Origin of the sequence: Kitasatospora sp. NPDC001527 (assembly GCF_040298605.1) — a bacterium.
In the GTDB taxonomy this organism is placed as follows: domain Bacteria; phylum Actinomycetota; class Actinomycetes; order Streptomycetales; family Streptomycetaceae; genus Kitasatospora.
The window spans coordinates 15,682-29,446 of the sequence record NZ_JBEPAM010000030.1 but is presented as its reverse complement, the minus strand read 5'-3'; the positions used below and the strand labels follow the sequence as shown (position 1 = coordinate 29,446).

The 13,765-nt window shown below is 73.9% G+C and carries 15 protein-coding genes; 4 read left to right on the top strand and 11 right to left on the bottom strand.

Annotation, left to right across the window (positions count from 1 at the left end):
- Positions 1-133 precede the first annotated feature (133 nt).
- Positions 134-1,084 (bottom strand): 3,4-dihydroxyphenylacetate 2,3-dioxygenase, encoded by a 951-nt coding sequence (hpaD, locus tag ABT238_RS24565; RefSeq protein ID WP_350789352.1) that lies wholly within the window; start codon positions 1,082-1,084, stop codon positions 134-136.
- Between the two features lie 79 nt (positions 1,085-1,163).
- Between hpaD and ABT238_RS24560 the strand changes: the two genes are divergently transcribed.
- Both ABT238_RS24560 and ABT238_RS24555 read left to right on the top strand, forming a co-directional pair.
- Positions 1,164-1,895, top strand: a complete 732-nt coding sequence (locus ABT238_RS24560; RefSeq protein ID WP_350789332.1) for a hypothetical protein — start codon at positions 1,164-1,166, stop codon at positions 1,893-1,895.
- Positions 1,896-1,976: 81 nt separating this feature from the next.
- Positions 1,977-2,402, top strand: a complete 426-nt coding sequence (locus ABT238_RS24555) for a hypothetical protein (RefSeq protein ID WP_350789316.1) — start codon at positions 1,977-1,979, stop codon at positions 2,400-2,402.
- Here ABT238_RS24555 and ABT238_RS24550 read toward each other — a convergent pair.
- The gene (locus ABT238_RS24550; RefSeq protein ID WP_350565364.1) at positions 2,371-2,844 is read right to left on the bottom strand and encodes a PLL family lectin; all 474 of its coding nucleotides are present in this window, start codon (positions 2,842-2,844) and stop codon (positions 2,371-2,373) included. The two genes, ABT238_RS24555 and ABT238_RS24550, sit on opposite strands and share 32 nt — an antisense overlap.
- Positions 2,845-3,388: 544 nt before the next feature.
- On the bottom strand, positions 3,389-4,420 hold the full coding sequence (locus ABT238_RS24545) for a medium chain dehydrogenase/reductase family protein (protein WP_350565362.1): 1,032 nt from the start codon (positions 4,418-4,420) through the stop codon (positions 3,389-3,391).
- 258 nt (positions 4,421-4,678) lie between these two features.
- On the opposite strand from ABT238_RS24545, the gene ABT238_RS24540 reads away from it, so the two are divergent.
- Positions 4,679-5,410, top strand: a complete 732-nt coding sequence (locus ABT238_RS24540; RefSeq protein ID WP_350789279.1) for a dienelactone hydrolase family protein — start codon at positions 4,679-4,681, stop codon at positions 5,408-5,410.
- A 12-nt stretch (positions 5,411-5,422) separates the two neighbouring features.
- Positions 5,423-5,809 carry a hypothetical protein gene (locus ABT238_RS24535; protein ID WP_350789258.1) on the top strand — a complete coding sequence of 129 codons (387 nt, stop codon included), beginning with the start codon at positions 5,423-5,425 and terminating at the stop codon, positions 5,807-5,809.
- 52 nt (positions 5,810-5,861) lie between these two features.
- On the opposite strand, the gene ABT238_RS24530 is transcribed toward ABT238_RS24535, so the two are convergent.
- The 8 genes from ABT238_RS24530 to ABT238_RS24495 form a co-directional block, all read right to left on the bottom strand.
- Complete coding sequence (locus ABT238_RS24530; protein ID WP_350789248.1) at positions 5,862-6,404, bottom strand: DinB family protein; 543 nt, start codon at positions 6,402-6,404, stop codon at positions 5,862-5,864.
- A 147-nt stretch (positions 6,405-6,551) separates the two neighbouring features.
- Positions 6,552-7,382, bottom strand: a complete 831-nt coding sequence (locus ABT238_RS24525) for an aldo/keto reductase (RefSeq protein WP_350790160.1) — start codon at positions 7,380-7,382, stop codon at positions 6,552-6,554.
- A 92-nt stretch (positions 7,383-7,474) separates the two neighbouring features.
- A complete protein-coding gene (locus ABT238_RS24520) occupies positions 7,475-7,897 on the bottom strand; it encodes a GlcG/HbpS family heme-binding protein (RefSeq protein WP_350789236.1) in 423 nt (140 codons plus the stop codon).
- A 41-nt stretch (positions 7,898-7,938) separates the two neighbouring features.
- On the bottom strand, positions 7,939-9,138 hold the full coding sequence (locus ABT238_RS24515) for an MFS transporter (RefSeq protein WP_350789225.1): 1,200 nt from the start codon (positions 9,136-9,138) through the stop codon (positions 7,939-7,941).
- A gap of 191 nt (positions 9,139-9,329) precedes the next feature.
- Positions 9,330-9,797, bottom strand: a complete 468-nt coding sequence (locus ABT238_RS24510; protein ID WP_350789197.1) for a MarR family winged helix-turn-helix transcriptional regulator — start codon at positions 9,795-9,797, stop codon at positions 9,330-9,332.
- Positions 9,798-9,967: 170 nt separating this feature from the next.
- On the bottom strand, positions 9,968-11,128 hold the full coding sequence (locus ABT238_RS24505) for an RNA polymerase sigma factor (RefSeq protein ID WP_350565494.1): 1,161 nt from the start codon (positions 11,126-11,128) through the stop codon (positions 9,968-9,970).
- Between the two features lie 8 nt (positions 11,129-11,136).
- Positions 11,137-11,544, bottom strand: a complete 408-nt coding sequence (locus tag ABT238_RS24500; protein WP_350789177.1) for a YciI family protein — start codon at positions 11,542-11,544, stop codon at positions 11,137-11,139.
- Between the two features lie 124 nt (positions 11,545-11,668).
- The gene (locus ABT238_RS24495) at positions 11,669-13,729 is read right to left on the bottom strand and encodes a galactose-binding domain-containing protein (protein ID WP_350565349.1); all 2,061 of its coding nucleotides are present in this window, start codon (positions 13,727-13,729) and stop codon (positions 11,669-11,671) included.
- Between the last annotated feature and the right edge of the window lie 36 nt (positions 13,730-13,765).

Below are 13,765 nucleotides of genomic sequence, written 5' to 3'. Positions count from 1 at the left end.
GCCCGGGCCGACCCGTGGGAGGCGACCGGCCCCGGCGGAGCACACCGCTCCGCCGGGGCCGGGCCCGCCGCGGTCCGCACCTCGGTGTTCGTCCGGATGTCCGCCCGAGTCACGGGCGCCGGACATGCCGGGGTCAGCCCTCGGCGGCGGGGGCCGGTGCGGGGGCGGGGACGATGCCCAGGCCGTCCGCGCCGACCCGCACGGCCGACTCGTCCAGGGCCGCCGAGACCACCGGCCGCGGCCGGCCGTCGAGGTCCAGCACCGGGACCGCCTCCTTGTACCAGGACTCGATCACGGCGTTGCCCCAGAAGTCCCGGCGCCGGTCGTCGTGCACGTTCCAGCGGAAGGTCTCGTGGTCCGGGTCGCCGGTGTAGTAGTCGGAGGTGTAGATCTCCACCCGGTGGCCGTCCGGGTCGCGCAGGTAGAGGTAGAAGGCGTTGGACACGCCGTGCCGCCCCGGCCCGCGCTCGATGTGGTGCTCGGCCCGCAGCGAGCCGAAGATGTCGGCGGTGCGCAGCACCTGGTGCGCCTCGGGGGCGAACACCCCGACGTGGTGCAGCCGGGGCCCGGCGCCGCTGGTGAACGCGACGTCGTGCACGGTCTGCTTGCGGAACATCCAGGCCGCGTACAGCTCGTGCTCGTCGCCCTCGATGGTCTCCGGGCAGCCGAAGCCCAGCGAGCGGTAGTGCTCGTAGGCGGCCGGGATGTCCCGCACCACGATGTTGAAGTGGTCCATCCGCGCCACCTCCGCCCCCCGGCGCAGGTCGTAGCGCTGGATGAGCCGCTCGGCGCGGTCGATCGCGTGGAAGAACTCGACCGGGAAGCCGAGCGGGTCCACCACGCGCACCGCGTCGCCGACGCCGCGCGTGCCGGTGCCGGCCGGCACCCGGCGCACCGGGCAGCCGAGCGCGGTGAAGAACTCCTCGGCGCGGTCCACGTCCCCGGGGGTGCGCACCCGGTAGGCGAGGTGGTCCAGGGCGGGCGCCTCGCCCGTGCGCAGCACCAGGCTGTGGTGGGTCAGCTCGTCGGTGCCGCGCAGGTACAGCGCGCGGTCGTCCTCGTACTGGACGTGGAAGCCCGGCATGTCGACCCAATCCGGCGAACTGCCGCGAGGTGAAGCCGAGTTCTGGCATCATCGGCGTCGTTCCAGGGGAGGTGGGGGCATGGATGTGAAGCGCACGGGTCGGTCCCGGAAGGTTCTGCTCGCGGTGGCGGCGGCCGCGGCCGTGGGGGTGGCGGGCTGCTCCTCGGGAGGCTCGGACCGGGCGGCCGCGCCGCCGGTGCCGTCCGACCCGGTGAGCGCCTCGGCCGGTGCCTCGGCCGGCGCCTCCGGCACGGCCTCGCCGGAGCCGACGGAGGCGCCCACACCGACCGTGGCCCCTGCACCCAGCGCGACCTGCGCCGACACCACGCTGCTCGGCGACACGGAGCTGAGCGGCTACCTGGTCCGCCTGCCGGGCTCGCTGCGCATCATCGACCTGGGCGTCTACATGTCCCTGGACGGCCTGCACCTCGACACCCAGGAGTCGAAGCGGTTCTGCGCCCCGGTACCGGTCAAGATCACCCGCTTCGCGGTGCGGATGTCCCAGGTCGGCCCCGGCGCGACGGGGCGGCCGTCCTACTCCTACCGCCCGCTGGACACCGTCGAGGTGCCGCTCGGCCCGGCCAACGGCGTCGCCCCGGGCAGCGCGCCCCCGGAGACCTCCCAGTGCTCCGGCGTGCTGTCCGTGGTGCACACCGGTGCGCCGGTCGAGGACACCGAGCTGCCGGAGCGGCTCAACCTGGTCACCCCGAACCCGGCGCCCACCGGTCCGTACAGCCAGCAGGTCAAGGTGACCGGCGCCCGCCTGGTGACGGCCGGCCTGGTGCTGCCCGCCGACACCAGGGGCTGCTGATCCCCGGACGACCGACTTTTCCGGATTACCGGGGCGGGGACGGATTTTGTGGGACATGATCGGCCTGTGCCGAATGACGACATGAGTACCGCCCCCACAGCCCTGCCCGCCTCGTGGACCGCCTGGTGGTTCCGGCGCTGCGAGGCGCACCTGCACGACGTCACCTCCGAACTGTCCTGGTGGGGCCACGACTTCACCGAGGGCCCGCCGGACGCCGAGGACGCGCTGATCCTCCTGCGCCGGACGGCGGCCGGCCTCCAGGCGTCCGGCCCCGGCCCGCAGGGCGCGCAGACGGCCGCGATGCTGCTGCGCGCCACCGCCCCGCTCGAGGCGGCCCGGGCCTTCACCCGCAGACTCGACCCGCAGGTCCTGCCGCTGGTCTCCCACCACTTCGGCGCGGCCGCCCGCCACCTGGCGGCCGCCCGCGAACACCTCGGCGCGGCCGGGCAGGATCGCGGAAGGCGCCCGCTGGGGACTACCGGAACCAGCCGGTCCAGCCACCGTTGACGTCACGGTTGTTGAACCAGAACCGACCGTCCGTGCCCTTCCCCGTCAGCTGGACGAACCCGGAGGTGTTCCAGGCGTTGATGTAGACGTCGCCCGTCAGACGGCCGCCCAGCGAGACCCAGTCGCTCATGACGCCGTACTCCTTCCAGCGGGTCCACACCGCGTAGTCCGACCCCACGAAGAAGGCCTGCATCCCGTTGTTCTTGAAGAGGAGCGACGTGATGTCCACCCCGAATCCGCCTCCGCAGGGGATCTGACCTCCCCACAACTCGGTCGTCTCGATCGTGATCGCCGGCTTTTCGCAGTACGGGTTGCGCACCGTCATCGACTGCCGGATCTCGATCGCGTCGGCGGTTCCCGCCGTTCCGACGACGGTGCCCGTCAGGGTGGCGAGGACCACGGCCGCCGAGGCGGCCGTCCTCCTGAGCCGATTCGCCTTCATCACTGACCTCCGATGCGCACACCGCCCGCCCGCCGGGCGGCGGGCGGTGCGGCGGGTACTGGCCCCCTGCCCTCCAGCTTCACGGAATCGGTGACGGAGCGTCGGCCTCAACCGGCCGGTAACGGCCGGGCGCCCCTGGGGCGTTGCCCCGAAGGACGCCCGCGGCTGCCCGAACCTCCCCGCGTGGTCGTCAGCCGCCGACCGAGGCCGCGGACGGACCGGTCGGGCGAGCCGCCCGCGAACGGGCTGGAGAAGGGTACGGCGGCCGCGCCGAACAACGGATTCGACTGCGTCACCCTCAACCCACTGCTCCTGGCCGAGCCAGCGCGCCGAGGCGTGGAAGGCGCAGGCCCGCATGTCGTGCCGGAAGCGGCCCGGAAGGCCATGGGGCGGCCTTCGCCACCGCCGCGGCCCAGGCGGTGGGTCCGGTGGTCCTCCGGATCGGGGTGCTTGATCCGGTGTCCGGCTGCGCGTCATCAGCACCCTGAACCCGCCGACAGTTCGCCGTGGCGCGTCGGGCGCCGACGCGCGCGGCACGAGCGCGTCAGGGGATCAGGACGACCTTGCCGCTGACGGTGCCGGACTCGGCCAGCCGCAGCGCCTCGGCGGCGCTGGTGAGCGGGAGTTCGGCGGCCACCCGGGCCGAGACCTCGCCGCGTCCGACGGCGCCGAACACCTCGGTGAGATCGGCCCGCAGCCGGGCGCGGAAGCCGTCCTCGCCGAGCGCCCGGCCGGCCCAGATGTTGTAGAAGCGGGCGCGGCGCCCGTTGGGCAGCGCGTTCCAGAGCCAGGTGCGGGCGAGGATCCTCAGCACGGGCCACTGCTTGGAGCCGGTGTCGTCCCGGGTGGAGGCGCTGCCGTAGGCGACCAGGGTGCCACCGGGGGCCAGCAGCCCCCAGGAGTCGACGACGCTGCGCCCGCCGACGTGGTCGAACACCGCGTCCACCCCGCCGGGGGCCAGTTCCCGGACCCGGGCCGGCACGTCACCGGCCCGGTAGTCGACCGGGGCGGCGCCCAGCTCCCGCAGCGCCCCGTGATGCCGGGCGGAGGCGGTGCCGATCACCGACACGCCTGCCGCGCGGGCGAGTTGGACCAGCACCGAGCCGACGCCGCCGCTCGCCCCGTGGACCAGGACGGTCTGCCCGGCGCGCACCCGCGCCAGCCGGTGCAGCATCTGCCAGGCGGTGATGCCGTTGACCACCACGGTCTCCGCCTCGGCCGGGGTGAGGCCGTCCGGCACGGGCACCACGTCGGCGGCGGCGAGCGCCACGTGGCTGGCCCAGCCGCCGACCTTGACCAGCGCGGCGACCCGCCGGCCGGCCAGCGCCGGATCCACGCCCTCGCCGGTGGCCAGCACCCGGCCGACCAGGTCGTAGCCGGGGACGAACGGGAACGGCGGCTGGTCGTAGTACCGTCCGCGCCGCATCTGCTGCTCGGCGAACGACACTCCGGTCGCCTCCACCCCGATCACGACCTGCCCCCGGCCGGCCTCCGGCACGGTCCCGTACCGGATCTCCAGCCCCTCCGGGGCCACCACGCCGGGCAGGACGACTTCGAGCAGGCGCTGCTCACTCATGGCTGCGCCCTCCATTTCCCTAGAGGATTTCGCGTTCGTTATAAGTTGTAACTCCTTGCCGTTGTGAGTGTCAACAATTTAAGTGAGACCCTCTAACTCCCCTGTGTGGCCCCGGCGCCCCGTGGTACCGTCCACGTCGCCGTGCGCCGCTGCGACCCGAGGAGGTGGGACCGATCAACGCTGTGACAGGTCGGGCACCCCTCCCTCGCATGGCCCGGGGAGTGCCCGCGACAGGCACCCCGAAAGGCCCGTACCGCAATGCGCTTCACTTCCGACGCGTCGTCCGACGGCATCCGTGAGCAGCTCTTCGCCCTGGGGGACGTCCCCGGCGCGCTCTGGACGCCGGCCGGCTCCACCGGCCCCCGCCCGCTGATCCTGCTCGGACACGGCGGTGGCGAGCACAAGAAGGCCCCCGCCGTCCTGGCCCTCGCCCACCGCCTCGTCACCGGGTGCGGCTTCGCGGTCGTCACGCCGGACGTCCCCGGCCACGGCGACCGGCCGCTGCACGAGGAGTACGACCGGATCGCCACGGCGAACCGGGCCCGCATCGAGGCCGGGGCCGAACCCGGGCCCCTGCTCGCCGAGTTCCACGCCCTGGTCGCCCGGCGCACCGTACCCGAATGGCGGGCGGTGCTGGACGCCGTCCAGCGGCTCGACCACGTCGGCGCCGCCCCGGTGGGCTACTGGGGGATCTCGCTCGGCTGCGGACTCGGCGTCCCGTTCGTCGCGGCCGAACCCCGCGTCCGCGCCGCAGTCCTCGGCCTCGGCGGGGCCCTCGCCTCGGCCGCCGAGGCCGCCCGGATCACCGCCCCCGTGCGCTTCCTGCTCCAGTGGGACGACGAGCGCGTGCCGCGGACGGCGGGCCTCGCCCTGTTCGAGGCGCTCGGCTCCGCCGAGAAGACGCTGCACGCCAACCCCGGCCGCCACGGCGACCTCCCGCCCCACGAACGGGACGCCGCCCTCCCCTTCTTCACCCGCCACCTCGCCTGAGCGGATCCGGCGGTGTCGCCTTCCGAAACCGCTCCGGGACACCGGCTGCTGACGGAGTCCCTGACCGCCCTGGCGGCCGGCGCGGAGGGCCGGCGCGCCTGGCTCGACCGGCACGGCGTCCCGGCGGACGAACGCGCCCCGGACCACGGCCACGCCCACCGGCTGGTCGATCACCGGACGGGGGTGGGGAGCCTCGACGGAGAGGTCCTCGCGGAGCTGCGGGCGATCGACGCGGTGCTGTCCCGGACGAGCGGTCCTGACGACGCCGGACGCCGGTCGAAGGACGCGCCGTCCACCGACCCGGGCCGGCGCGGGGTCCGGGAGCGGGCCCGCCGCGTTCTGCTCCGCCCGGTCGGTGCCCGACGGCCGCCGATGCCGGAGATCCGCGTGGTGCGGTGACCGGCCCGCCCCCGGTGCGCGGCCGAGCGCGTACCGGGGGCGTCGGCGGGTGTCAGCCCATGGTCTTGGCGCCGTCCAGCGACTCGCGCAGGATGTCGGCGTGGCCGGCGTGCTGGGCCGTCTCGGCGATGATGTGCAGCACCACCCGGCGGGCGGACCAGCGGGCGCCGGGCTCGGTCCACGGGGCCGGGGGCAGCGGGTGGGAGATGTCGAGGTCCGGCAGGGCGGCGATCACCGTGTCGGTACGGGCGGCCACCTCCTCGTAGGCGGCGAGCACGCCGGTCAGGGTCTCGCCCGGCAGCAGGCGGAACTCGTTGGTCCGCTGCTCCAGGTCGGCCTCGGTCAGCTTGGTGAAGTCGGGCATCGCCGACGTGCCTTCGAGGATGAAGGCGACCCAGGCCCGCTCGGCGGACGCGACGTGCTTGATCAGGCCGCCCAGGCACAGTTCGCCGGCGGTGGTGCGCAGGGCGGCCTGCTCGTCGGTCAGGTCGCGGGTGGTGAAGCGCAGGAACTGGCGCTGCGTGGCGAGCTGTGCCAGCAGGTCGGCCCGCTCGCCGGTGACCGCGAGGGGGGTGATGGTCGCGGTGTCGCTCATGTCTCTGCCTCCGTCGTGCATCCGTTGCCGGCGGCTCGTGCCGTCCGACGTGCTTCACAGTAGGCTCCGTATAGGTCAGATCCTGACCTCGACCCCACCCCGCCGCCCTCTTGACGGACCGTCGGCCGGCGAGGGTCGTCGGGAGGATCAGTTGAGCTGGTCCGGGTGCGGGCCGGTGCGCAGGCCGCGGTCGGTCGCGGCGATCGCGGCCATGTCCTCGCCGGTCAGCTCGAAGTCGAAGACGTCGAGGTTCTGGCGGATCCGGGCCGGGGTGACCGACTTGGGGATCACGATGTTGCCCAGCTGCAGGTGCCAGCGCAGCACCACCTGCGCGGGCGACTTGCCGGTGCGCGCGGCGATCGCCGTGATCGCCGGGTCGTCCAGGACGGCGCCCTGGGCGAGCGGGCTCCAGGCCTCGGTGGCGATGCCGTGCCGGGCGTGGAAGGCGCGCAGCTCGGCCTGCTGCAGACCGGGGTGCAGCTCGACCTGGTTGACGGCCGGGACGAGCTCGCTGGTGTCCAGCAGGCGACGGAGGTGGGCGGGCTGGAAGTTGGAGACGCCGGCGGCGCGGATCCGGCCCTCGGCGGCGAGGCGCTCGATGGCGCGCCAGGAGTCGAGGTAGCGGTCCCGGGCCGGGGCGGGCCAGTGGATCAGGTACAGGTCGACGGTGTCCAGGCCCAGTTTGGCGAGGCCGGCGTCGAAGGCGCGCAGGGTCTCGTCGTAGCCCTGGTCGGCGTTCCACAGCTTGGTGGTGACGAACAGCTCCTCGCGCGGCACGCCCGCCCGGGCCAGGGCCCGGCCGACGCCGGTCTCGTTGCCGTAGATCGCGGCGGTGTCGATGCTGCGGTAGCCGGCTTCCAGGGCGGCGGCGACGGCCGCGGTGGTCCGGTCGTCGGGGACCTGGAAGACGCCGAAGCCGAGCTGGGGGATCTCGACGCCGTTGTTGAGCTTCACGGTGGGGACGGTGGGCGTGTTCACGGTGGTGCCGGTCTTTCGGTCGGTGCGGTGGTGGGGGGTGTGAGGGGCGGTCCGTCCGTTGTGGTCGGCGAAGACCTCGCGGGGCGTGCGGGTCATCGGGCGAGTTCCCGCAGCGCGGCGGCGGCGAAGGAGTGGTCCTGCTCCGGGGCGCCGCCGCCGACGCCCATCGCGCCGACGAGACGGCCGTTGCGGTGGACGGGGATGCCGCCGGCGATGAACAGCAGCGGCCGGTCGAGCGCGGTCGGCAGCGAGTGGAACGGCCCCTCGGGCTTGACCAGGTCGACCAGGTCGGCGGTCGGGGCGTTCAGCTGCAGCGCGGTGTAGGCCTTGCGGGTGCTGGTCTCGCCGGAGATGAGGACGGCCCGGTCGTCGCGGCGGAAGGCCAGCAGGTGGCCCCCGGCGTCGAGGACGGTGACGCTGACCGGGACCCCGGCCGCCTCGGCGGCGGCTCGGGCGGCCGTGACCAGGGTCTCGGCGTCGGCGGTGGTCAGCGGGGTGACGGCGGTGGTGCTCATGGGGTGGTTCTCCGGGGGGTGGGGGAGCCGGACGGGGGAGGTCAGTGGTGGGCGGCGACGGCGGTGGTGACGGGGGCCGCCGTGGTCGCGGTCGCGGAGGTGCGGCGCTCCAGGGCGGCGGACCACAGGGCGAGCACGAGGGCCGCGGCGGCGAGGGCGGCACCGACCCAGTTCGGAGAGGTGTAGCCGAGGCCGGCGGCGATGACCATGCCGCCCAGCCAGGCGGCGAGCGCGTTGCCGAGGTTGAAGGCGCCGATGTTCACGGCGGAGGCCAGGGTGGGCGCCCCGTGGGCCTGGTCCAGGACCCGCCTCTGCAGCGGCGGGACGGTCGCGAAGCCGAGCGCCCCGACGAGCATGATGGTGATCGCGGCGAGGACCTTGTTGTGCGCGGTCACGGTGAACAGCGCGAGCACGGCGGCGAGGCCGCCCAGGGTGGTGTAGAGCATCGGCATCAGCTTGCGGTCGGCGTACTTGCCGCCGAGCAGGTTGCCGAGGAACATCCCGGTGCCGAAGAGGACCAGCAGCCAGGTGACCGCGCCGTCCGAGTAGCCCGCCACGTTGGTCATCATCGGGGCGATGTAGGTGATCGCGGCGAAGACGCCACCGAAGCCGAGCACGGTCATCGCCATGGCGAGCAGGACCTGCGGGTTGCGGAAGGCGGTCAGCTCGCGGCGCAGGTGGGCGCCCTCGGGGCGGGGCATGGCGGGCACCAGCTTGGCGACGCCGAGCAGGCCGACCACGCCGAGCGCGGCCACGCCGGCGAAGGTGGTGCGCCAGCCGACGGCCTGCCCGATGGAGGTGCCGAGCGGCACGCCGACGATGTTGGCGACGGTGAGGCCGGTGAACATGGTGGCGATGGCGCCGGCCTTCTTGTCCGGGGCGACCAGGTCGGCGGCGACGACGGAGCCGATGCCGAAGAACGCGCCGTGGGCGAGCGAGGCGACCACGCGGCCGGTGAGCATCATGCCGAACGAGGGAGCGAGGGCCGAGACCAGGTTGCCGAGCACGAACAGGCCCATCAGCAGCATGAGCATCCGCTTGCGGCTGACCTTGGTACCGAGCACGGTCAGCAGCGGGGCGCCGAGGACCACGCCGAGCGCGTAGCCGGTGACCAGCAGGCCCGCGGTGGGGATGGAGACGCCGTAGTCGGCGGCGATCTCGGGCAGCAGTCCCATGATCACGAATTCGGTGGTGCCGATGCCGAAGGCGCCGACGGCCAGAGCGAGCAGTGCGAGAGGCATTGGGCCCGACCCTTCTGTGATTGCTTGAGTGAGCTCCTTGCGTGTCTCGACAATAGTTGCAGACGCGCGATATATGCAAGCGCGTGATGTGGTCGTTCTCTGGATGTCGGCGGTCACATGTCATCGCGGGGCACGAAAAACCGGCCCCAGCGGAGTGCTGGGGCCGGCCGGCGCGGACGGGAGGCGGGCGGCTAGCCGAGTCGCGCCGGGGCGTTCACGGCCTCGACGGCCTCGACCAGCGAGGCCAGCTCGGGGTTGCGCGCGGCCTCGTCGAGCGCCTCGCGCAGCGCCGCGTCATTGGTCGGCCGGGCCTCCTCCAGCAGCTTCAGCCCCTCCTCGCTGACATTGGTGTAGATGCCGCGGCGGTCGGTGGGACACAGGTAGCGCGCCAGCAGTCCGCGGTCCTCCAGCCGGGTGACCAGCCGGGTCGTCGCGCTCTGGCTGAGCACGACCGCGTCGGCGACCTGCTTCATCTGGAGGTGGCCGCCCTCACCGTCGTGCTGCCGGCTGAGCACGTCGAGCAGCGAGTACTCCCGCACGCTCAGCTCGTGCCTGGACTGCAGGGCGCGCTCGATGTGCGACTCGATCCTGCCGTGCAGGAGGGAGAGCGCGCCCCAGCCGCTGGCCAGGGCGGTGAGCGCGGGGTCCGTGGCGGTCATGGGGCCGGTCTCCTTACCGAATGGGGCGGTACCCAAGGGTAAGCTATGAAGGTGAATACCGGCCAGAGCTGATAAAGCGCTAGTGCAAGTATTCTGCCCCGGGCCCCGCGCTGCTGCGCCCCGGCCCGGGGCGGCCGCAACGCGCCGCCGGCCCGCCGGGCGCGGGCGGATCAGGACTCCCGCCGCGCCGCCGCGAGCGCGGTGTTGATCCGGGCGGCCCGGCGGGTCAGGTGGTCCCGCTCAGCGACGTTGGCCGCCTCACGGGCCGCCTCGGCGTACAGCCGGGCCGCCGTCGCGAGGTCGCCGTCCCGCTCCCGCAGATGGGCCTCCGCCGCCGTCCGGCGCGGGAGCCCGGCGTCGACCTCCGCCAGCGCCGCCAGCCCGGCGCGCGGCCCGTCCGCCTCGCCGACCGCGACCGCGCGGTTCAGCCGGACCACCGGGCTGCCGGTCAGCCGCAGCAGTTCGTCGTACCACTCGACGATCTGCACCCAGTCCGTCTCCGGCGCGCTGCGCGCGTCCGCGTGCAGCGCCGCGATCGCCGCCTGCGCCTGGAACTCGCCCAGCCGGTCGCGGGCGAGAGCCGCCTGGAGGACCGCCACGCCCTCCGCGATCGCCGCGGTGTCCCAGCGGCCGCGGTCCTGCTCGGCGAGCGGCACCAGGTCGCCGTCCGGCGTGGTCCGGGCGGCCCGCCGGGCGTGGTGCAGCAGCATCAGCGCGAGCAGCCCCGCCACCTCGGGGTGGTCCACCCGGGCCGCGAGCTGCCGGGTCAGCCGGATCGCCTCGGCGGCGAGGTCGACATCGCCCGAATAGCCCTCGTTGAACACCAGGTAGAGCACCCGCAGCACGGTCGCCACGTCGCCGGGCCGGTCGAAGCGCACGCCGGAGACCGTGCGCTTGGCCCGGCTGATCCGCTGCGCCATGGTCGGCTCGGGCACCAGGTAGGCCCGGGCGATCTGGCGGGTGGTGAGCCCGCCGACGGCGCGCAGGGTGAGCGCGACCGCCGAGGCGGGCGTCAGCGAGGGGTGGGCGCACAGGAAGTACAGCCGGAGCGTGTCGTCCACCGCGGACGCCGGGCCCGGGGCCGGCTCCTCCTCGACCCGGTCCTCCCGGCGGCGCCGGGCGGTGTCCGCCCGGGCCGCGTCGAGGAACTTGCGCCAGGCCACGGTGACCAGCCAGCCCTTCGGGTCCGCCGGCGAACCGGCCGGCCAGACCCGAAGGGCCTCCACCAGGGCGTCCTGGACGGCGTCCTCGGCCGCCGCGAAGTCGGCTCCGCGGCGGACGAGGACGGCGAGCACGCCCGGGGTGAGGCTGCGCAGCAGGGCCTCGTCCACCGGAGACGTCACTCCGTGACGGTCGGCGCGGAGCCGTAGAACGGGCGCAGCTCCAGCCACTCGTGGATCGGCCGCCCGCCCGCCCCGGGCGCGGCGGACAGCTCCCCGGCCAGCTCGACGGCGCGCTCGTAGCTGTCGACGTCGATCACCATCCAGCCGGCGATGAGGTCCTTGGTCTCCGCGAACGGGCCGTCGGTGACCGGCGGGCGTCCCTCGCCGTCGTACCGGACCCACGCCCCCTCGGGGGCGAGCGCCTGGCCGTCGACGTACTCGCCGCTCTTCTCCAGCCGGTTCGCGAAGTCCCGCATGTACTGCATGTGGGCCTCGATCTCCTCGGGCGTCCACTGGTCCATGGGGACGTTGTTGACCGACTCCGGCGCGCCGCGGTAGTGCTTCAGCAGCAGGTACTTGGCCATGGTGACCCTCTCCTCGGAGTTCCTGCGGCCCATTGTGGCCGCCTTCGACCCTGGGACGGAGCCACCCACGGCTTCTCGACATCACCGCGCGGAATTTCTTCCGGCGGTTTCCGACGCCCTCCCGTCAGCTCCGGTAGACGCCCGCCTCGAACAGCGAGTACCCCCAGGAGGTGCCGCGCTGCTCGCCGTGGATCCGCACGTGGCGGGCCGGGACGGCGGGGAACCGCGCGGTGTCCAGGCCGCCGTCGCCGGAGGCGGTGGACCACACCGTGCTCCAGTTCGTCCCGTCGGTGGACACCTCGATCCGGTAGGCCCGGGCGAAGGCGCGTTCCCACTCCAGGGTGACCCGGCCGACCAGGGCGGTGGCGGGCAGGTCCACCCGCAGCCACTGGTCGTCGCTCCAGTCGCTGGCCCAGCGGCTGGAGCCGTTGCCGTCGACGGCCCGGGCGGCCCCGTAGTCGGTGAACGGGTTCCACTCGGCGGAACTCGCCCCGGCCGAGGCACCCGCGGCGAGGTTCACCCCGGACCGGTGCCGCTCGGAGGCGCCCCAGGTGGTGAGGTACGACTCCGCGCCCCGGAACAGGTCGTCGACCACGTCCTGCCCGCCCACCTGCCGGATGTCCTCCAGCCAGTCCGGCACCAGGCCGTAGTGCGCGGCGCCGTCGGTGTTGACGTCCCAGGTGCGGCTGCCGGCGGTGGCGCGCTCGACCAGGGAGCCGCCGTCGGCGGTGCGGAACGGGTAGCGCACCGGGTTGGCGGTCCCGGCCCCGCGTGGACCGGGCCAGCCGCCCACGCCGTTCATGTCGGTGCCGTAGCCGTACCCGACCCCGTACTTGTCGCGCAGCGCGTCGGTGCGCCTCGCCTCCGCGCTGAACGCCTCCGCGCCGTTCATGTACTGGGCGACGAAGCCGCCGAGCCGGTAGACGCGCTCCGTCCAGCCGAGGTCCATCCAGCTGTGCGAGGAGAGGGCGCCCGGGTAGGACACCGACTCCATGACGTCCAGCGCCCGCCCGGCCGCCTTGACGCTCATGTGGTCGAGCTCCAGCATCATGCCGCGCCGCATCATCCCGCGCAGGGCGTACTCGCCGAGCTCGGTCAGGCCGCGGGTGTTGCACTGCGCGCCGGCCGCGTACGAGGGCGCCGCCACCCCCGGGGGCAGCTGGCTCTGGATCGAGGCCGGGGTCGGCGCCAGGCCGATCGGGTTGTCGTGCTGCGGGCCCGGGCACGTCTCGGTCTGCCAGAAGGTGCCGGTCGACAGGAACTGGCCGGCGTTGATCGCCGCGCCCAGCGAGCCCTCGTCGAACCGCACCCCGCACAGCGCGTTGTCGAACTTGTGGCACAGGAACATGCTGCGCACGCCGAGGCCGTACAGCTCGTCGAGGCCGCGGTCGATGTCCGCCTGGCCGCACTGGGCGACGTCCAGCACCTGCTTGCAGCCGAACGGCTCGGAGGTCTCCACGCCGAGGACGACGGCCAGCTTGCCCTGGCGGACGACGTCCCGGGCCTGCGTGCTGCTGGTGACGATCCGGAACCAGCCCTTGCCCGGACCGCCGTACATCGCGTCGACGTAGGACTGCATCGCGTAGCTCTGCTGCGCCTGCAGGCGGATGGAGGTCATCTCGTCGCAGCTGCGGTCCTTGAAGAAGTAGACCGAGCAGATCACCCCGTTGGTCACCAGGTCGTTGACGAGCACCCGCTCGCCGCCGCGCCAGGCACGTTCCACCCAGGCGTAGTAGTTCTGCTGGTGGGTCAGCGAGTCGTGGGCCGGCCAGTCGGCGAAGGTCGGCCAGCCGACCGGGTCGTGCTTGCCGTCGCCGCCCTTGGTGATCATGTCGAAGATGGCGAGCGAGCCGTCGGGGTAGTGCTCCGGGCAGTCCTTCAGGGCGTCCTCGACGCCCGCGGGGGAGAAGGCCTTGCCGCAGATCAGGCGGCCGCCGAAGGCCTCGTTGGCCATGATGTGGTCGTGCGCGTCGACGAAGCCGCGGACCCGGCCCTGGGCGTCGGTGCCGGTGAACGGTTCGCCCGTGACGCCGATCGCGGCGTCGGGCGCCGGCCGGGCGACGGGCTCCCACCAGTTCGCGCCGCCCGCCCCGCGGGCCGGGGCGGCGAGCGCGGCGGCGACCAGGGCGAGCAGGGTGGCGAGCAGGGTGGCGAATCGGAGGCGTAAGCGGGGGAGTCGGGTCATGGGCACCCCAGTTCCGGACGGGCGGACGGCGCGGCC